A 17,540-nucleotide genomic window follows, 5' to 3' on the forward strand; every position below is an offset into this window, starting at 1 on the left:
TGCCCGGGCCGACCTCACGAACGCGGGCCCAGTTTTCAGGCTGGAACCGCGTCACCGTAGAGGTGTGCCCGATTGGTCAGCGCGCCTTGCGGTGGTAGACCAGCGCGGCCACGAGCGACTGCCAGATGGCAAAGAACTCGACGGCGAGTGACAACAGACCAAGCGGTTCCAGCCAGTTTCCAATGTCGCCCATCGCCATCGGCATGCCGACCGTGCGATTGATGACAAAGCCGACGATGACGGCCGCGGACAGGGCAGCGGCGGCGAGGAAGTCGATTCTCGATCCTACGATGAGAACCCGTTCGATCAACACGGCTGCGGCGATGATGATTCCGATGTAGGCGAAGGCGAGGTAGGGAGTTTCGGCGAATTTGCCCGGAAGGTCGAGAATGTGAATCGCGCCGATTACGGCGAGCGACAGCGCAACGGTGATCCGGCGCGTGAGCAGGTGCTGGTCGATCAGGCGCGCGGTCGTGCTGTCGGGATGAGCTGCAGCGGGCCGCATCCCTTCGTCAGTGGATCGCGTGGCGGTCGTAGTCATGAATACCTCTCCATGGGGTGTCTCCCCGCATGAACACTGACAGGCGTCCGGCCAGCCCGGGCGATTCATCGGCAGTGCATAGAACACTCCGTGGTCGCTGCCAGAAACGCGCCTTCTTCCTGAGATATTCACAGGAACAGCGTGTGGTGCGGCCGCAAAACGATGCCCCGCCGAACCTCGTATGGGGAAGTGGGTTCGAGATTCGTCCGGGCACGGGGCCCGGGCCCGGCCCAAGGTTGGGCGAAAGGGCGGTTGTCGATGTCGGAGGGGCTTACTAGCATGGCATCTAAGCTGATCGCACCACCCGAAACGGCAAGGAATTCCCGTGATCATTGAGGCCCAAGGCCTGACCAAGACCTACCAATCCAAGACGGGTCCGGTGCACGCGCTCACCGGACTCGACCTGCAGGTGCCGCGCGGCACCGTTAAGGCCCTCCTCGGTCCCAACGGTGCTGGAAAAACCACCGTCGTGAAGATGCTCACGACATTGATTCGACCGGATGCCGGCACCGCCGTCATCGACGGAATCGACGTCGTGCGCAACCCCAAATCGGTGCGCCGCATCATCGGGGTCTCCGGCCAGTATGCCGCGGTCGACGAGAACCTAACCGGATTCGAGAACCTGGAGATGGTCGGTCGGCTGTACCACCTGGGCGGAGCGGCTGCCCGCAAACGGGCGCAGGAACTCATCGACCTGTTCGAGCTCACGGCCGCCGGCAACCGGCCGGTCAAGGGGTTTTCCGGCGGCATGCGACGTCGTATTGACCTCGCCGGCGCGCTCGTGATCAATCCCAAGGTGCTCTTTCTCGACGAGCCGACCACCGGGCTCGACCCCCGCAGCCGAATCGCTCTGTGGGATGTCATCAAACGCCTCGTCGCCGACGGCACGACGGTGCTGCTGACCACGCAATACCTCGAAGAGGCCGACCAGCTAGCCGATGACATCGTCGTCATCGATGACGGCCGGGTTATCGCCGGCGGCACCTCGGATCAGCTCAAGGCCCAGATCGGCGGGCACCGTGTGGTGGTGGCCCTGGTCGACGCCGCTGACAGCGCCGCTGCGCGGGACATCCTGGCCCGGTACGGCTCGGGTGATCCTGCGGTCTCCGCCGACGGTCGCGGGGTCGACGTTGCCGTCACCGATGGGCCTACCGCCCTGCAGAATATCCTCGCCGATCTGCGTTCCGCTGAGATCACCCTGCACGATGCCGGTATGCGCCGTCCCACGCTCGACGACGTTTTCCTCAAGCTCACCGGGCACAAAGCCGATCTCACAGTGAACGACGACGACTCTGCGGGGCCGAAACTCTCGAAACGGGCGCAGGCCAAACGGGACCAAACTCGCGGGGCGAACGCCGACACGGCAGACCTGGAGGAAGTGAAATGAGCGCCAGGCACGCCTCGGTTCCGGTCGAGCCGCCGATGGCGTCCGGCCTCGCCCCGGGTGAATCCCGTGTGGCCACCCTGCCGCCTCTGCCCACCTGGAATCCGCTGTCGTTGTGGTACTCCGATGGCTGGACCGTCACCAAGCGCAACCTGATCAAGATCAAGCGGTCGCCTGACATGCTGGTGTTCGCCGTGATCCAACCGATCATGTTCGTGCTGCTGTTCAGCCAGGTCTATGGCGGCGCCATCGCCGTGGCGGGCAGCGACTATACGCAATTCCTGATGGCGGGCATCTTTGCCCAGACGGTCGTGTTCGGTGCCACGTTCTCGGGCGCCGCCATGGCGCTCGACCTCAAGGAGGGCATCATCGACCGATTTCGGAGCCTGCCGATGAACGCATCCGCTGTGCTGATCGGTCGAACCAACGGCGACCTCGTGCTCAACACCATCTCCATGGTGATCATGATGGCCACCGGACTGGCCGTCGGCTGGCGGGTGAACACCTCGCCGCTGGAGGTTCTGGCGGGAGTGGGTTTGCTGCTTCTGTTCGGCTACGCGTTCAGCTGGGTGATGGCGCTGCTCGGCATGAGCGTGAAGAGCCCCGAAGTCATCAACAATGCGTCGTTTCTCATCCTGTTTCCGCTGACCTTCGTCTCGAACGCGTTCGTACCGAGCGAAACCCTGCCGACCGTGCTACGAACGTTCGCGGAGTGGAATCCGGTCTCGGCACTCGTTCAGGCGGTGCGCCAGCTGTTCGGCAATCTCGGAACCGCGCCGGTTCCCGACGTCTGGACCCTGCAGAATCCGATCCAGACCGTTCTTCTGGGCATCACCGTGATGTTGCTCGTGTTTGTGCCACTATGCATTCGTAAGTTCGCGTCGATCAGCTCCCGCTGACTGACCTTTCATCGATAAGGGAGTCACCTCATGACCGAACACGCCGTCGGTATCGTCGCCGGATTCAGTGGTTTCGCGGTCTCCGACCTCGACGCCACGCACACTTTCTACGCCGAAACCCTCGGCCTCGAAGTCTCCGTCGGGGAGATGGGCATGCTGCGCATAGCCCTGCCAGGCGGAGCCACCGTCATCGTCTACCCCAAGCCGGACTTCGTGCCGGCGACCTATACGATCCTGAATTTCGCGGTGACCGATCTTGATGCCACGGTCGACGAACTCACCGAACGCGGCGTAGATTTTCTGCGCTACGACGGCTTCGAGCAGAACGACAAGGGAATCGCCGCCGGCGGCGGACAAGGGCCGGACATCGCCTGGTTCACCGACCCGTCGGGCAATATTCTGTCGGTGTTGAAAAACCCGTAGCTCTTCTAGTGCCCGCGGCCCTTGCCCTTGTTGGGGTTCTTGGTCGGGCGGGTGCGGCCGGGCGAGCTCTCGGTTCTTTTGCGCACGGCCGGTTTGGCTTTGGCCGCCGCAACCCGAATGGCTTTGGCCGCGGCCTTGGCTTTGTCGGTCTTCTTGGGTTTGCGCGGCGGTTTTTCCGGGCGGCCATCGCTGCGCACCGGTGCCTCTTCGGCGTCAGCGGATGCAGCGGCGGCGGCACCGGCATCCGTTCGCGAGCTCTGCCTGGAGCGCCCGCGCACGATACCGATGAACTCTTCGATGTCTTCGCTGGTCTCGCGGGTGATCCAGGCCAGGGCGATCTGGGTGTCGGCGACCCCGGTCACCGGGCGGGACACCACATCTTTGCGACCGTACAGCCGGGCGACCCCGTGCGGAACGATTATGATGCCGACGCCGGCAGCAATCTGCTCCATCGTCTCGTCGAGATCACGCATGGGCGGCAGGGCGCGGCGGGTCCCGTCCCGAATCTCGTCGGCGATGTCGCGCCACTCCGGCACGTCGTCCGGGTTCTGCAGCAGGTGTTCGCCGGCCAGGTCGGCCAGCAGCACGGTCTCGGCCTGCAGGGTTTCGTGGTCCTTCGACGCGACAACGACCGGAATCTCGTTGTACAGGTTGATGACGCTCAGGTTGGTGTCGTCGATCGGAAGGCGTACCAGACTGACGTCGGCCCGGCCGTCGTGCAGCACCGCGATCTGCTCCGCGGGATCCGTGCGAAACACGGAGAGGGGAACGTCGGGGCGGCGATCATTCCAGATGCGAGTCCATTTGGTGGGGGTGACACCGGCGACGAAGGCGATGGAAAAGCTCACCGGCATCCTTTCTCGGAGTAGTTGAGGGCAGCAGAGGTCGATTCGCCCAAACGAGGGCCCTCTCAGGCTATACGCTTGAACAATGAGTTCCGAGAAGAAGCCCCAGACCATGAAGCCCGCCACGGCGGCCCAGAAACTCGGGATTCTGCCGGGCGCGGCACCGGCCGAGTTCCAGACCGAATTCGTCAGCCGCACCGAGCTCGCCGACCTCATGGCCAACCCGCCGGAGTGGCTGACCCTGCTGCGTGCCAACGGCCCGCACCCGCGCCAGGTCGTCGCAGCCAAGCTCGGCGTCTCGATCTCCGGCCTGGCCCGCAGTGAGATCACCGACCCGCTGACCACCGCCGAGATCGCCGCCCTGCTGCAGCAGCCGCCGGCCTGGCTCGTGCTGGAACGTTCCACCCAGGCTGGCGTGCGCGCCGACCAGATCGCCGTTAAAGACCGTGACGCTCAGCGGGCCGCCAAGAAGGCGCACGTCGAGCGTCAGGCTTCGCAGGAGCAGGCCAAGCGCGACCGCTCCTGACCGGCATCCGCTTTTCGTGTGTTTAGGCGGTCGGCTCGGCCGCGACTGAGGCGTACTGGGTACGCAGAAAAGTCACCACGTCGCCGAGTTCGGCCTGTGAGATCGAGTGCGGAAGTCCCTCATAGATGCGCTCGATGAGGGTGCTGTGTGCGGGCAGCCAAGCCTGAGTGCGTTCGATCGCGCTGGGCGGGATCACACCGTCGGCGGTACCGCGCCCCCAGAACACCGGTAGCGGCGCCTCGGCGAGTACGGCGTCACCGGTTTGCGGGCCGCGCGCGATGAATCCAGAGAGGTTCACCGCGAAACTGAACCGGTCGGGCGCGGCGCGCAGAAGTTCGAGCGCCATCGCACCGCCCTGGGAGAATCCGAGCAGGCCGACCGAGGTGGGCTGTTGCGGCAGATCATCGAGCCAGGCGAGTACGGCGGAGACGGCAGTGTCGACAGTCGCCGGGTCGGGGCTACCCGGCTCGCTGATCGGAAACCAGGCCCAGCCGTCGATGATCGGTGCCGGCGCCTCGAGGGGGGCACGCAGGGCCGCAATCACCGGTTCGAGCGGCAGGTGCGGGGCCAGCGAGAACAGGTCGCCCTCGTGCGAGCCGTAGCCGTGCATGATGATCAACAACGGTCGGTCAGCCTGGTCGGCGCCGGTCGCCGACCAGAGTACGGCCGAGTTGTCGATGGGGGTGCTGGTGGTCATGGGGTCCTTCCGGGTTCGCGGCGCCGTGTCCTTCCATACTTCCATTGCCGCGCCCGTTCTCCACATCCCGTAACGGCTCGAGTGCGCAGCCGGGGCCAGCGTAGGACAGAATGGCACTATGAGCGTGCGAACCCCTGACCCAGACCCGGACTGGACGCCGAAGCCCCCTGAGGGAGTCCCGAATACGAATCCGGGCTGGCTGAAGGACGTCGAGCTCGCAGAGATTCGCCGTCGGCTCCCAATTCTCTACATCGAGGCCGTGCCCGTGCGGGTCGATGGCCTCGGTCAGGTCGTCGAGGTCGGCGTTTTGTTGCGCGCTCGTCCTACCGGCGAGATGACGCGCACTCTGGTCTCCGGCCGTGTGCTCTACGGCGAGACCCTGCGCGACGCGCTGTTCCGCCACCTCGAAAAAGACCTCGGTCCGATGGCTTTTCCGCAGCTGCCGGCCAGCCCGGTACCGTTCACGGTCGCCGAATACTTTCCGATGCCGGGCATCACCGCCTACACGGATGACCGCCAGCACGCCGTCTCGCTGGCCTACGTCGTTCCCGTCACCGGCACCTGCGACCCCCGCCAGGACGCTCTGGAAATCACCTGGATGACGCCGGCCGAGGCGGCCTCGCCAGGGGTCTCCGCCGAGATGGAAGGCGGTCGCGGCACCCTGCTGCGCGCGGCCCTGGCCTCCGTGGGTCAGCTGTACTGACCCGCTCAGCGGATGCCGCGCGCGGCATCCGCTTGATTACTGCTGCAGCGCCGAACCGAGACCGAGCGTGTTGAGGAACAGGCGGACGTAACGATCGACGTCGACGTCGAGGGCCACCTCGGCGGCCTCCCATTCGGTCGCCAGCCCGTGCACGATGTCTTCTCCCGGGTGGATGCGCTTGTCGACCAGCGTCTGTCCGCGCCCGTAGCCGGCGAGTTGCACCCGCAGGGGCAACATCTCGATGGTGAGGGCGCCGGGATCGACGAGGGCGCAGAGTGCTCCGGCGTCACCGATGAGGCCCATATATTCGGCGTTGCGGCCCGACCCGAGCGCGATCCGGTTGCCGAGCAGTCGACCGACGACCTGGGAGACGTTGGAGTCACTCTGCACGAGGGCGGCGGCGACACGCTCCGGGATCGACACCTGATTGAATACGTCGAGGCCGTACATGAACGTGGGCACGCCGGAGTCGAGCACGATAGCCGCGGCTTCCGGGTCGTGCCAGACGTTGAATTCGGCGACGGCGGTGGCATTGCCGACCGTGGTGGACCCGCCCATGAACACGATGCGCTCGATGTTGTTCACGACGTCGGGGTACTGCCTCAACAGCAGTGCGAGGTTGGTCTGCGGCGCCAGTCCAACCAGGGTCACGGGGTGCGGGCTGGCCAGGATGAGCTTGTGCATGAGTTCGATCGAACTGATGGTCTCGGCCTGGCGGTCGGTCGGCGGAAGCCGCAGCGTGCCGAGCCCGCTTTCGCCGTGCACGTGCGCGGCCGATCGGGCCGGTTCGAGCAGGGGGCGGCGGGCTCCGGCCGCGACCGGAATGTACGGGGCATCCGCGACGTCGAGAATACGCAGGGTGTTCTCGACGACGCGCTCGAGGGAAGCGTTGCCGGCCACGCAGCTGATACCGATCACGTTGATGCCCGGGTGCGCGAGCGCAAACAGAATCGCCAGGGCATCATCGACCCCGGTATCAACATCGAGGATGACGGGGATCGCCTCGGGGGCTGCGGAAATAGTCATCCGATCACCCTATTGCTTTGAATATGCCCAAAGCCCCATTGGGGGCTTTTGGACTGTATTCAAGCGCTGTACGGCAAACTTTGCACTTGTGAGCGAGGCCTATCGAACCAGGCGCACTTCGTGCAGCTTTTCGCCGAGCACCTCTTCGTTGCGCTCGAGGCCGTCCGCGACGTAGCCGTTTCGGGCGTAGAAGGCGTGCGCCCGAGGGTTGTCGGCAGCTACCCACAATGAAGACGGACCGGGGTCCACGACGGAATCGAAGAGCTGCTGGCCTACGCCTGACCCGTGATTCGCCTCGAGCAGGTAGAGGAAGAACAACTCGTTTGGGGTGGGATGGTCCCCGTCGCGCGTCGGTCCGCTGCCGGCGAAGCCCACGATTTCGCCATCGACTAGCACCACATTCTGGCGATACTGCGCGCCCTGGTTCGTGAAGCGGCCCCAGAGGGCCGCGAGGCGCTGGGGCCGCAGCTGTGACAGGGCGGCCTGGCTGAGCAGGTGATCGTACGTTTCATGCCAGCAGGCGGCGTGTACGCGGCCCAGGCTTTCGGCATCCGCTTCGCTGACGGGTCGAACGACAACTGTGGTGTTCATGATTCGACACTAACCGTGTTTGCGGGTGCCCCGTGACGCGCGGCAGGCAAAACGGGCCGACCCAAAAGGACCGACCCGTTCCAGCAAGCGGATGCTGCGGGCTGGTTAGCCCTGCGAGCGGCGGGGAGCCGAACGGCCAGCTCCACCCGAGCCGGGTCCGCGAACGAGTCCGCCGACCTGGAGGCTGCCGACGCGGGCTCCGCCGGAGCGGCCAGCGGCCGAACCGGAGCGGGGCGCGCTGGTGGCAGTGCCGGCCGGACGACCGGTGCGCTCACGACGAGCTCCACCGGCGGGAGCCGAGTCGCGGCTGCGGCCGCCATCGTTGCGGTCAGTGCGAGCGCCGTCGCGGCCTCCGCCGGAGCGGCTGGCGCCGGCATCGCGACCGCCCTCTGAACGACCACCCTGCGAGCGACCGCCTTCTGAACGGCCACCCTGTGAACGGCCACCCTGCGAGCGACCGCCCTGTGAACGGCCACCCTGCGACTGGCGCTGCTGCTGCGGTGCTTCCACGCGGGGCGCGGGCTTGACGTAGGCGGCGACATCGCCGACGAGGGCGTCGACGGCGGGGGACGCTGCATCGACGCGCTGCGGGGTCACCTTGATGGCGGCCTTGCGCAGCAGGGCATCGGTGTCGCGCTTCTGCTCCGGCAGCACGACGGTGACGACGTCACCGGCGCTGCCGGCCCGGGCGGTACGGCCCGAACGGTGCAGGTACGCCTTGTGCTCGGCCGGCGGGTCGACGTGGATGACGAGTTCGATGTCGTCGACGTGCACGCCGCGAGCGGCGACATCCGTTGCGACGAGAACCTTGACCGTGCCGGCGCTGAACGCGGCGAGGTTGCGGTCACGAGCAACCTGCGAGAGGTTTCCATGCAGATCGACCGAGGGGATCCCAGCATCGGTGAGGCTCTTGGCGAGCTTCTTGGCCTGGTGCTTGGTGCGCATGAAGAGGATGCGACGGCCGGAGCCGCTCGCGAGCTTCTGCACGAGCTCCTTTTTCGCGTCAACGCCGGAGACCTCGAAGACGTGGTGGGTCATGGCCGAGACGTGGCTGTTGGCCTCGTCGACCGAGTGCATCACCGGGTCGTGCAGGAAACGCTTCACGATCTTGTCCACGCCGTTGTCGAGCGTGGCGGAGAACAGCATGCGCTGGCCGTTGCCGGGCGTCTTGTCGAGAATGCGGGTGACGACCGGCAGAAAGCCGAGGTCAGCCATGTGGTCGGCCTCATCGAGCACGGTAATCTCGACGGAATCGAGGTTCACGAAACCCTGCTTCATGAGGTCCTCGAGGCGGCCAGGGCAGGCGACGACGATGTCGACGCCGGCCTTGAGCGCGGTGACCTGACGGCCCTGCGAGACGCCACCGAAGATGGTGGTCGTGTTGAGGCCGTAGGCCTCGGCGAGCGGGGTGATGGCGTTAGTGATCTGGGTGGCGAGCTCGCGGGTCGGGGCGAGAATCAGGCCGAGCGGGCGACCGGGGCGACGCTTGCCGCCGGCCAGGTTGCCACCGAGGCGAGAGACCATCGGGATGGAGAAGGCCAGGGTCTTGCCCGAGCCGGTCTTGCCGCGGCCGAGGACGTCGCGGCCGTTCAAGGTGTCAGGAAGGGTGTCAACCTGAATGGGGAAAGCGGTGTCGATTCCCTGGGAAGAGAGAATCTTGACCAGGGGAGCCGGCACGCCGAGCGCACTGAAAGTTGTAGATAAAGCTGTAGACAAAGTGGTGCCTTTCGGGGCATCAGTCTCCTCGCCCGTTTGTTTACCGCGCAGCGATAACCGAACCAGGAGGATTCACATGGCGAAGGTGCCGAAGGGCACATCCGTTCGCCGTAAGAATGTTTCATTCGAAAAATCAGGTCAGCCCTGGTGGGCCGCCGGATAGAGAAGAGGGCGTTCTACGACGCAGCAAGCGCAACTACGCACTCGCAAGTACTCCTACTCTAGCGGATGCTGTCAAATCGCACCGCTCAAAGCCTGCGCTGTGCATGTTATGCCGGTGAAAATGGCGACACGCCGTCAGATCCGTTGTTCGGCACGGCGTGTCGCGAAAATCCCCGGCATAGCGTTCAGCGCATGCGTGTGGCCGGGCGCGCTCCGGCTCGCGACTACGAGTGGTCGCCGTGGTACAGCTCGCCGACGGGCACTGCGACGTCGATGATGTTGCCGCTCTGCGGCAGCGGGCAAGCCCACATCGGGTCGTAGGCGCAGGACGGGTTGTAGGCGAAATTGAAATCGAGAATGAGGCTGTCGTCGCTGACGCCGGGTCCGAGGTCGGCGCCCTTGATCGTGTCGAGCAGGTAGCGTCCGCCGCCGTAGGTTCCGTCGTTCTTGCCGGCGAGGGCATCCTTCAGCGGCAGGAACAGTCCGCCGCCGTAACTGGCCAACCGCCACACGTCGAGCGAACCGAGGTAGGGCAGTCGCACGGTGCCGACCAGGTCGAACGGTACGGTGCCGTCGGTTCCGGTCTCCACCTGCATGCGATACGACCGCTCAGCCCGGTGCACCTCGACTTCGAACCGCCAGTCGGGGTCGTAGGCGGCGATCGGCAGGCCGGTGAAGGCCGACCGGTCGTCTGGCAGCAACGGCGACGACGGATGCCCGGCGAACAGTTCGTCGCGCCCGGAACGCCACAGCTCGTGCCCGCTCTGCGGCCTGTTCGCGCTCAGCTGCCGCACTCCCGCGTACAGTCCGGTCACGCGACGACGCCAGTCGGCGATCTGCAAGGCTCCGAGGGAAGAACTCATGGGGCTACGCTACCGCCGACGGCGGCACGAAGTCAGGATCGTCGATGCCGACGTCGTGCTGCCAAGTAGGGGCAAGGCGTTTCAGCCGCAGCATGCGCCACTGCCAGAATGCCCAGAATGTCGGCCAGAGCGCGATCGTGGCCGGACGGCCGCGAAAAATGAGCTGGTCGCGATAAAGCGTCTTGCCCGTTCCGGCCGGGTCGGGCGCGATCGCCATCCGGTGATCCCAGAGCGTGACCGCACTGAGCGCCCCGGATACCCCGCGACCGGTGTCGCGCAAAATGCGCACCCCGTCGGGCCGGTGGGTGGAGTCAGCGAGCCGGATGACCTGCGTTCCCATCGGCACGAGGCCGAGCATGGAGAACTCGGCGGGGTGTTCGCCGGGTTCCCATCGGGTGGGAAAGCCGTCAGCTTCGAGGGATTCGACCGCCATGAACGGGCTGCTCACCTCCCGAAACACGGCGGGGCTGTGAATGGCGTGCCAGGCGGCATCCGGTGTGCAGTCGAGGATCTCTTTCAGCAATACGCGCATGTCTCCAGTTTGGTCTGACGGCGGCATGCAGTACAACTAGACAGGTGGCAATTCGGTTCTGGCTCGGCGTTGTGCACCGCGAGCACGTGCTGCGCGGTGTCGATTTGGGAATTGCCCGCGCCAACCGCGGTGCCGGCGACATGATCGCGCAGATGGGCGAGGCCGACGGCATCGTCTACTACTCCCCGAAAACCGCGATCGAGGGCGACCCGCTCAAGGAATTCACCGCGATCGGTCGCATAGCGGATGCCTACGCCTACCAGGTCGGCGACCCCGGTAATGAGCTTCGACCCTGGCGACGCCGGGCCGATTACGACCTGGATGCCTGGCCCACCAGCATCCGTCCGCTGTTGCCCGTGCTGCAGCTGACCCGCGACAACCCCAACTGGGGCTTTCAGCTGCGGCGTGGTGTGCTGGAGATCTCCCGGCACGACTTCGAGATGATTCGGCAGCAGATGCGCCGGCCGTCTGCCGACGACCGGTAGGGCGTTTGGTCAGTAATCATTTATTAGACTCAAGCCCATGAATGGCGATCTCTGGTGGGTACCCTCGGTCATCGTTATCGGCCTCGTTGTGGCCGGGGTCTGGGCGCTGGTGGGGGCCTCGCGGCGGCGCACCCGGGCGCGGCTCGGCCAGCTGAGTGCAGCGGCCACCGAGCTGGAACGCCGTGCGTCGTCGAGCCTCGTACGCGCCGACGACCTCGTGCAGGATGCCACCGACGAACTCAGTTTCGCGATCGCACAGTTCGGCGAATCGGCGACGCGCCAGTTTGCGACCGCGCTCGCGACCTCGAGGCGACAGCTCAGCGATGCCTTCGCGCTGCAGCAAAAACTCGATGACGCGGTGCCGGACAGCGCTCTCGAGCGCACTCGCTGGAACCAGCAGATCGTGCAGCTCGCCGACGAAGCGACCGGTCGGCTGACCAACCAGGCCCGCGATTTCACGGCCAAGCGCGGCGTCGAGCGCAACGCCCCGCAGCAGATTGACGAACTGCGCCGCCGGCTCGATCGGGTGTCCGACCGCGTTGCGGGCGGCACGAGCACCCTCACGCGGCTCGGACTTTCGTACTCTGCGGCGGCCCTCGCGCCGATCAGCGGCAACGTCGACCGGGCCAGCACAGCCCTGGACGCTGCGCGGGCGAGCGCCGACGCGGCGGCGGCGCGCCTGGCTGCTTCTGAGCCGGTCGGCGAACAGTTGCGGGCCACCGAGCACGCCCTGTTCCAGGCCACCCAGCTACTCGACGCCATCGAAACCGGCGAAGACCAGCTCCACCGCGGTTTTGCCAACCTGCAGAAGGCATTGGACGCTGCCGCCGGCGAACTCGCTGAAGCCCGCGCCCTGCGCGATGCCCACGAGGAGTCCGACACCAGCGCGTCGCTCAATCAGGTCATCTCCGCTGCCGCAGCCGTGCAGGCGTCACTGCGCGAACCGGGGCGGCTGGCCGATCCCGCCGGTGATCTCGTTCTGCTGGAGGCGGCGATGAACGGACTGGACAGCATCCGCTCGGAGGCACGCAACCGCCAGCTGCGCCTCGACAACGCCCGCACCGGCCTCGCCGGGGCGCTGCTCACCGCGCGCAGCCAGATCACGGTGACTCGCGACTTCGTGGCCGCGCATCGCGGCCGGGTGCAGGCTGCAGCCCGCACCCGCCTGGCCGAGGCCGAACGGCAGCTGGCGCTCGCTGCAGCCGAGGCCGACCCGGTGACGGCGCTCGACACCGCGCGCCGTGCAATGACCCTCGCAACGGATGCCGACGCCCTGGCCCGCTACGACACGCACTGACCCGGGCCGGGTGACGGTCTAGGGCCCAGCGGATGCCGCGGCCCGGCGGCGGATCGCCGGTGTGATCTCGCGCCTAAGCCAGGTGATCGCGTGCGCCTGGTCGAAGCGGCGGGCACAGAGCCCGCAGGCCAGCGGCCGGGTGGGCTGCCGGTACCGAAAGTGGATGTGCCCGGCCGGGCAGGTGCCCACCCAGGGGGCGAGCTCGTTGGCGATCTCGCCGTCGTGGGTGCGCTTGCCGTCGTAGCCAAGGTCGTGCGCCATCTTCTTCCAGCGCGGGCCGTGCCCGGCGCGCGGCCCGGCGAGGGCATGCGCGAGTTCGTGCAGCAGAATTTGGTGAACGTCGTCGTCGGCGTAGCGCGAGGCGAGGTAGCGCGACACGGTGATGTGCTTCTTGCTGAAATTGCAGAGCCCGGCCCGCTTCTTCGCGTTGTCGAAGCCGAAGCTCCAGCTGGGATCGAGGTGCAACACGATGAGGGCGTCAGCCCAGCGGCGCACCTGCGCGAGGTCGGCCATTAAGGACCCACCTGTACCTGATAGAGCCGGTCGTCGCCGGCCGCTGGCGAGCCCCGCCCATCCGTGTTATTACTCACGAACCACAGTGTGCCAGCAGGCCCCGACACCACGTCGCGCAATCGACCGAAACCGTGCACAAACCACTCGGTGGGGGTATCTGTGGAGGAGGCCACGCCCGCCGAAGGACTCGTGATGGGGATACTCCACAGCCGCTCCCCGCGCAGGCTCGCCATGAAGATGGTGTCGTTCACGATGGTGATGCCGCTCGGGCTGGCCTGGTCGGTCGACCACTGCTGCTCCGGGTCGATATACGCCGGGTTGCCGGCCTGGCCCTCGACCAGTGGCCAGCCATAATTGCCGCCGGGAACGATGCGATTAAGCTCGTCCCAGGTGTTCTGGCCGAACTCGCTCGCCCAGAGCTGCCCGCGGGAATCCCAGGCGAGCCCCTGCGCATTCCGATGCCCGAACGAGTACACCAGAGTACCGAACGGGTTGTCGGCGGGGACCTGCCCGGTCGCGGTCATGCGCAAGATCTTGCCACTGCGCGCGTCGAGGTTCTGCGCATTGGCGGTGTTTCCGGCGTCCCCGACTGTCGCATAGAGCAGGCCATCCGGGCCGAACGCGATGCGACCACCATTGTGGTTGCCGGCCCGGGGAATGCCGCTGAGAATGACCGTGGGTTCGCCCAGGGTGTGGCTTCCGGGGGAGCCGGCCAGCGTCATCCGCTCGATGCGGTTGTCGCTCGCCGTGGAGAAGTAGGCGTAGACCCAGCCGTCGCCGCCCGGGGCTGCTTCGTCGGCCAGAAAGGCGAGGCCGAGCAGGCCGCCCTCACCGTTCGGCTGCGCCGCCGACACGGTTGCGGCTTCACGCAGGGAGCCGTCGGGCAGCAGCTCGCGCACCCGGGTGGTGTCGCGTTCACTGATCAGCCCGGCGCCGTCGGGCAGCCGCAGAATCGACCAGGGCGCCTCGAGCCCGGAGGCGATGACGACAGGTTCCCCGACCGGACGCACCGGCCCTGCATCAGCGCTGCCGTCGGTCGGAGACGGCTGGGCCGGGGTCGACGTCGATGGGGTGACGCGCGGCGTTTCCGTGCTGCAGGCAGCCAGCGCCAGGACCAGCAGGGCTGCCGATGTGGCCGCTGCCGCTCGGCGACACGCCCGGGGTCGATCGGTCACCGTTCACCTCTCCTTCGTGGTGAACACAGCATGCCCGAGAACTCGCCGAGCGGCCAGTATTTGGGCGCGAGACGGCATAACTCCTGCAATTTCTGACGAAGCCCAACGGGCGCCGCGTGATTGCGCGCCTGTTTCAATCGTCGCCGCCAGAATTGCAGGAGTTATGCGCGGAGGCCACGGCGCACGCGGTCAGGCTTGAGGCCCACGGGCCGCAATGTGCGACTCAACGACGGCCACGGCGAGCAGCGAGCTGTCGAGTTCGTCGGCGTCGGCGCCGTCCTTCTCCCGAAGAAACACTGCCGCGGTGAAGTCAGCCAACGCGCCCTCGAGGTTGCCCTGGTCGAAGTACACCTTGCCGCGGTGCTGCCGGGCGTAGGCCGCGAGGCGGGTCCACTCGTGCACCTCGGAGTCGAGGATGCAGTGCGTCAACTCGCTCGCGGCCTCATCGAGCTTGCCCTGAAATTGCAAAACCTGCGCACGACGGATGCGACTGGCCACCGCCTGTTCCCGGTTACCGGTAAAGCGGGACTGCCGCAGCGCCTCATTGGCAATCTCCCAGGCCTCATCGAGCCGACCGACCAGCCGCAGCAGGGCGACCTTCTCGTTGAGGGCGGCCAGGCTGCGCAGATTGCCGAGTTCGACGAGTCGCTCGCCAGCGGCCAGCAGGTCGACTTTTTCGCGCAGGGTGATGGGATCGTAACCGATGATGAAGCTCAGGGTGTGTTCCTGTAGTGACGAGGGCGGCCGCGGCCGCGGGGGAAAGAACGGGTGTGCCCAGAGTACCGCCGTCGGTGAGAAACCGACCGAAGCCACCCCGAAGCATGCCCCTCGGCCGCTCAGCTCTGGCAGCTCGCATCCGCAGTGATTAGGATAAAACAATGCGCGAGATTGACGATTTGCCCCATGTCGGAGTGCTCGTGCGCAACAACGTCCATGTGTCGGGCAACGCCGCCGGACGCCCGATGGTCTTCGCCCACGGATTTGGCTGCAGCCAGGAGATGTGGCGCGCGGTTGTACCCGAATTCGAGGCCGACTATCGAATCGTGCTGTTCGATCACGTGGGCGCCGGCGGCTCCGATCTGGTCCAATACGATTACGGAAAATACGATTCCCTGCACGGGTACGCGGATGACCTGCTCGACCTTCTCGAAGAATTGGATCTCCGGGACGTGGTATTCGTCGGCCACTCCGTGAGCTCCATGATCGGCGTTCTGGCCGAAATTCGATCCCCGGAACGTTTCGGCGCGCTCGCCCTGATCTGCCCCTCGCCGCGGTATATCAATGATGGTGACTATGCTGGCGGTTTCGATCAGGGTGAAATTGAAGGGCTCCTCGATGCCCTCGATGCGAACTACCTCGGCTGGTCGGCAACGATGGCGCCGGTGATCATGGGTAATCTCGATCGCCCGCAACTCGGACAGGAACTGACCACGAGTTTCTGCAAGACCGACCCTGACATTGCCAGTCATTTCGCCCACGTCACATTTCTTTCCGACAATCGGCGAGATCTGGCCAGGGTGAGCACTCCAGCCCTGATCGTGCAGTCCGCGAACGACGTCATTGCTCCACTGCCGGTGGGCCAATACGTGCACCGAAAAATTGTCGGAAGCTCCCTAGTGGTTCTCCCCACGTCTGGTCACTGCCCCAACCTCTCCGATCCAAGCCTGCTTGCTGCGGCAATCCGTGCCTATCTAAAGTGACCGAGCACGGCTCGTTCAGAGCACCTGGGCCGGGCGATGCCGAGTTCGAGACACCCGCCGAACTCTACGACCAAGCGCCCTGCGGGTTGCTCAGCACCACGCCAGACGGCATCGTCACGGAGGTCAACGCGACACTCTTGAGGTGGACCGGGCATTCTCGCGCGAGCATGCTGGGCACCCCATTCGAGCAGCTGTTGACGACCGGTAGCCGATTGTTCTACGAAACTCGGTATCTGCCGATTCTGCGTCTGGCTGGAGAAGTGCGGGAAGCCGCCCTGACGCTGCGCTGCGTGAGTGGCGAATCCCTGCCGGTGCTCGTGAATTCCACCACGCGCTTCGGTACGGATGCGACGCCGCGGCTGGTAAGCACGGCTATCTTCGATTCCACTCAGCGTCACAACCTGGAGAGGGAGCTGCTGAATGCCCGGCGCGCCGCTGAAGCCTCGGAGACGCACGTGAGGGCGCTGCAGGACGCCAGCACGGCCTTCGGGACCTGCGAGTCGGAAGCGGCCGTGGCGGCAGCACTCGAGCACAGCGCGCGGCAAGCTTTTCGAGCGACCGCGGTCGCGGTGCTGCTGTTCGACGGGGCCGGAGGTGTGAGGCTGGCCGCCGGGCGGCATCCGCTGTTCGATGGCTCCGCCGGCATCGCGCAGGGGGGACCGGAGGCTGAGGCGTTGAGCAATGGTCGCGCCGTCACCGTCGTCAACGGCGCTGATGCCGAGGCCCGTTTTCCTGACGTCGTCGGCGCGCTGCGGGCGGCACGGATTGAGGGGCTGAGCACCGTTCCGATCATCGGCATGGAACGCACGCTGGGGCTTTTGACCTGCTTCTACGGCCGTCAACGTGATCTCGACGACGATCGTCTGGCCTTACAGATGGCGCTCGCGCTCCAGGCGGCTCAGGTCTTTGAGCGGGTGAGTCTGCACGCCGAGCTGGCGAACCTCGCGCTCTACGATTCGCTCACCGGGCTGGCCAACCGCAGCCTCCTGCAGCATTCATTGAACGCTGCGCTCCTGCTCGCTGCGCGACACCGTAGTCGGCTGGCGGTGATCTTCATGGATCTCGACGGATTCAAGGCCGTCAATGACGGCCTCGGACATCTGGCGGGTGACGCTGTGCTCGAGGAGATCGCGCACCGTTTGCGCGATGTAGTTCGCGGCAGTGACACCCTCGCGCGATTCGGTGGCGATGAGTTCGTGGTGATCTGTGAAGACATCGGCGTCGACGAGGCGCGGGGGCTGGCCGAGCGCATTCGTTTGGCTGTGCGGCAGCCCTTGGTGGGAATCAGCGCGTCCTTCGCCGTGACGGCAAGCGTGGGAATCGCCCTGCACGAACCAGTGGACGGTTCGGCGATGTCGACCGCCGAGATACTCAAAGCTGCCGACTCAGCGATGTACGCATCGAAGTGCGCTGGCCGGGACCACATCACGGTGGCCTCCGTCTAATCGCCTCCGAAAGAGGC

General features: G+C 66.0%; 20 protein-coding genes. 9 read left to right on the forward strand and 11 right to left on the reverse strand.

What is annotated here, in order from left to right:
* Window positions 1-76: 76 nt before the first annotated feature.
* Window positions 77-541, reverse strand: a complete 465-nt coding sequence (locus QMF22_RS00515) for a hypothetical protein (protein ID WP_283449209.1) — start codon at window positions 539-541, stop codon at window positions 77-79.
* A gap of 319 nt (window positions 542-860) precedes the next feature.
* On the opposite strand from QMF22_RS00515, the gene QMF22_RS00520 reads away from it, so the two are divergent.
* From QMF22_RS00520 to QMF22_RS00530, 3 genes are read left to right on the forward strand one after another with little or no spacing between them, the layout of a single operon-like run.
* Window positions 861-1,928, forward strand: coding sequence for an ATP-binding cassette domain-containing protein (locus QMF22_RS00520; protein WP_502846899.1), 1,068 nt, complete (start codon window positions 861-863; stop codon window positions 1,926-1,928).
* Window positions 1,925-2,824: an ABC transporter permease gene (locus QMF22_RS00525; RefSeq protein WP_502846888.1), complete on the forward strand. Its 900-nt coding sequence runs from the start codon at window positions 1,925-1,927 to the stop codon at window positions 2,822-2,824. The genes QMF22_RS00520 and QMF22_RS00525 overlap by 4 nt, the downstream gene beginning before the upstream one ends.
* Window positions 2,825-2,854: 30 nt before the next feature.
* Window positions 2,855-3,247, forward strand: coding sequence for a VOC family protein (locus QMF22_RS00530; RefSeq protein WP_283449212.1), 393 nt, complete (start codon window positions 2,855-2,857; stop codon window positions 3,245-3,247).
* A gap of 5 nt (window positions 3,248-3,252) precedes the next feature.
* Here the strand turns inward: QMF22_RS00530 and QMF22_RS00535 are convergent, their stop codons facing one another.
* Window positions 3,253-4,095 (reverse strand): LysR family substrate-binding domain-containing protein, encoded by an 843-nt coding sequence (locus QMF22_RS00535; protein WP_283449214.1) that lies wholly within the window; start codon window positions 4,093-4,095, stop codon window positions 3,253-3,255.
* 82 nt (window positions 4,096-4,177) lie between these two features.
* On the opposite strand from QMF22_RS00535, the gene QMF22_RS00540 reads away from it, so the two are divergent.
* Window positions 4,178-4,618 carry a DUF5997 family protein gene (locus QMF22_RS00540; protein ID WP_283449216.1) on the forward strand — a complete coding sequence of 147 codons (441 nt, stop codon included), beginning with the start codon at window positions 4,178-4,180 and terminating at the stop codon, window positions 4,616-4,618.
* A gap of 22 nt (window positions 4,619-4,640) precedes the next feature.
* Here the strand turns inward: QMF22_RS00540 and QMF22_RS00545 are convergent, their stop codons facing one another.
* Window positions 4,641-5,315, reverse strand: a complete 675-nt coding sequence (locus QMF22_RS00545) for an alpha/beta hydrolase (protein WP_283449218.1) — start codon at window positions 5,313-5,315, stop codon at window positions 4,641-4,643.
* A 118-nt stretch (window positions 5,316-5,433) separates the two neighbouring features.
* Here QMF22_RS00545 and QMF22_RS00550 point away from each other — a divergent pair, with 118 nt between their 5' ends.
* Window positions 5,434-6,018 (forward strand): NUDIX hydrolase family protein, encoded by a 585-nt coding sequence (locus QMF22_RS00550; RefSeq protein ID WP_283449220.1) that lies wholly within the window; start codon window positions 5,434-5,436, stop codon window positions 6,016-6,018.
* A gap of 36 nt (window positions 6,019-6,054) precedes the next feature.
* Here QMF22_RS00550 and QMF22_RS00555 read toward each other — a convergent pair whose 3' ends face one another.
* The 5 genes from QMF22_RS00555 to QMF22_RS00575 form a co-directional block, all read right to left on the reverse strand.
* The gene (locus QMF22_RS00555) at window positions 6,055-7,044 is read right to left on the reverse strand and encodes a nucleoside hydrolase (protein ID WP_283449221.1); all 990 of its coding nucleotides are present in this window, start codon (window positions 7,042-7,044) and stop codon (window positions 6,055-6,057) included.
* Between the two features lie 99 nt (window positions 7,045-7,143).
* Entirely contained in the window at window positions 7,144-7,635 is a 492-nt protein-coding gene (locus QMF22_RS00560) for a GNAT family N-acetyltransferase (RefSeq protein WP_283449222.1), read from the reverse strand.
* A 105-nt stretch (window positions 7,636-7,740) separates the two neighbouring features.
* Window positions 7,741-9,351, reverse strand: coding sequence for a DEAD/DEAH box helicase (locus QMF22_RS00565; protein WP_283449224.1), 1,611 nt, complete (start codon window positions 9,349-9,351; stop codon window positions 7,741-7,743).
* A 386-nt stretch (window positions 9,352-9,737) separates the two neighbouring features.
* Window positions 9,738-10,376, reverse strand: a complete 639-nt coding sequence (locus tag QMF22_RS00570; RefSeq protein WP_283449226.1) for a DUF1684 domain-containing protein — start codon at window positions 10,374-10,376, stop codon at window positions 9,738-9,740.
* Between the two features lie 4 nt (window positions 10,377-10,380).
* Window positions 10,381-10,908, reverse strand: coding sequence for a hypothetical protein (locus QMF22_RS00575; protein WP_283449228.1), 528 nt, complete (start codon window positions 10,906-10,908; stop codon window positions 10,381-10,383).
* Between the two features lie 44 nt (window positions 10,909-10,952).
* On the opposite strand from QMF22_RS00575, the gene QMF22_RS00580 reads away from it, so the two are divergent.
* Together QMF22_RS00580 and QMF22_RS00585 are read left to right on the forward strand one after the other, a co-directional pair.
* A complete protein-coding gene (locus tag QMF22_RS00580) occupies window positions 10,953-11,393 on the forward strand; it encodes an EVE domain-containing protein (RefSeq protein WP_283449230.1) in 441 nt (146 codons plus the stop codon).
* 37 nt (window positions 11,394-11,430) lie between these two features.
* Entirely contained in the window at window positions 11,431-12,690 is a 1,260-nt protein-coding gene (locus QMF22_RS00585) for a hypothetical protein (RefSeq protein WP_283449232.1), read from the forward strand.
* A gap of 18 nt (window positions 12,691-12,708) precedes the next feature.
* On the opposite strand, the gene QMF22_RS00590 is transcribed toward QMF22_RS00585, so the two are convergent.
* From QMF22_RS00590 to QMF22_RS00600, 3 genes are all read right to left on the reverse strand, one after another.
* Complete coding sequence (locus QMF22_RS00590) at window positions 12,709-13,203, reverse strand: SprT-like domain-containing protein (RefSeq protein WP_283449234.1); 495 nt, start codon at window positions 13,201-13,203, stop codon at window positions 12,709-12,711.
* A complete protein-coding gene (locus QMF22_RS00595) occupies window positions 13,203-14,378 on the reverse strand; it encodes a PQQ-dependent sugar dehydrogenase (RefSeq protein ID WP_283449237.1) in 1,176 nt (391 codons plus the stop codon). The genes QMF22_RS00590 and QMF22_RS00595 overlap by 1 nt, the downstream gene beginning before the upstream one ends.
* A gap of 189 nt (window positions 14,379-14,567) precedes the next feature.
* The gene (locus tag QMF22_RS00600; protein ID WP_283449239.1) at window positions 14,568-15,191 is read right to left on the reverse strand and encodes a tetratricopeptide repeat protein; all 624 of its coding nucleotides are present in this window, start codon (window positions 15,189-15,191) and stop codon (window positions 14,568-14,570) included.
* Window positions 15,192-15,256: 65 nt separating this feature from the next.
* Between QMF22_RS00600 and QMF22_RS00605 the strand changes: the two genes are divergently transcribed.
* A complete protein-coding gene (locus QMF22_RS00605; protein WP_283449241.1) occupies window positions 15,257-16,078 on the forward strand; it encodes an alpha/beta fold hydrolase in 822 nt (273 codons plus the stop codon).
* Window positions 16,075-17,523, forward strand: coding sequence for a diguanylate cyclase domain-containing protein (locus tag QMF22_RS00610; RefSeq protein WP_283449243.1), 1,449 nt, complete (start codon window positions 16,075-16,077; stop codon window positions 17,521-17,523). The genes QMF22_RS00605 and QMF22_RS00610 overlap by 4 nt, the downstream gene beginning before the upstream one ends.
* The last annotated feature ends 17 nt before the right edge of the window (window positions 17,524-17,540 follow it).

Source organism: Cryobacterium sp. PH31-L1 (genome assembly GCF_030063145.1).
Lineage (GTDB): Bacteria > Actinomycetota > Actinomycetes > Actinomycetales > Microbacteriaceae > Cryobacterium.

Bases quoted from the DNA above. Each gene is read 5' to 3' on its own strand.
- QMF22_RS00555 (WP_283449221.1), bottom strand. From the start codon at position 7,044: ATGACTATTTCCGCAGCCCCCGAGGCGATCCCCGTCATCCTCGATGTT.
- QMF22_RS00530 (WP_283449212.1), top strand. From the start codon at position 2,855: ATGACCGAACACGCCGTCGGTATCGTCGCCGGATTCAGTGGTTTCGCG.
- QMF22_RS00585 (WP_283449232.1), top strand. From the start codon at position 11,431: ATGAATGGCGATCTCTGGTGGGTACCCTCGGTCATCGTTATCGGCCTC.
- QMF22_RS00525 (WP_502846888.1), top strand. From the start codon at position 1,925: ATGAGCGCCAGGCACGCCTCGGTTCCGGTCGAGCCGCCGATGGCGTCC.
- QMF22_RS00590 (WP_283449234.1), bottom strand. From the start codon at position 13,203: ATGGCCGACCTCGCGCAGGTGCGCCGCTGGGCTGACGCCCTCATCGTG.
- QMF22_RS00560 (WP_283449222.1), bottom strand. From the start codon at position 7,635: ATGAACACCACAGTTGTCGTTCGACCCGTCAGCGAAGCGGATGCCGAA.
- QMF22_RS00545 (WP_283449218.1), bottom strand. From the start codon at position 5,315: ATGACCACCAGCACCCCCATCGACAACTCGGCCGTACTCTGGTCGGCG.
- QMF22_RS00515 (WP_283449209.1), bottom strand. From the start codon at position 541: ATGACTACGACCGCCACGCGATCCACTGACGAAGGGATGCGGCCCGCT.
- QMF22_RS00540 (WP_283449216.1), top strand. From the start codon at position 4,178: ATGAGTTCCGAGAAGAAGCCCCAGACCATGAAGCCCGCCACGGCGGCC.
- QMF22_RS00570 (WP_283449226.1), bottom strand. From the start codon at position 10,376: ATGAGTTCTTCCCTCGGAGCCTTGCAGATCGCCGACTGGCGTCGTCGC.
- QMF22_RS00605 (WP_283449241.1), top strand. From the start codon at position 15,257: ATGCGCGAGATTGACGATTTGCCCCATGTCGGAGTGCTCGTGCGCAAC.
- QMF22_RS00575 (WP_283449228.1), bottom strand. From the start codon at position 10,908: ATGCGCGTATTGCTGAAAGAGATCCTCGACTGCACACCGGATGCCGCC.
- QMF22_RS00550 (WP_283449220.1), top strand. From the start codon at position 5,434: ATGAGCGTGCGAACCCCTGACCCAGACCCGGACTGGACGCCGAAGCCC.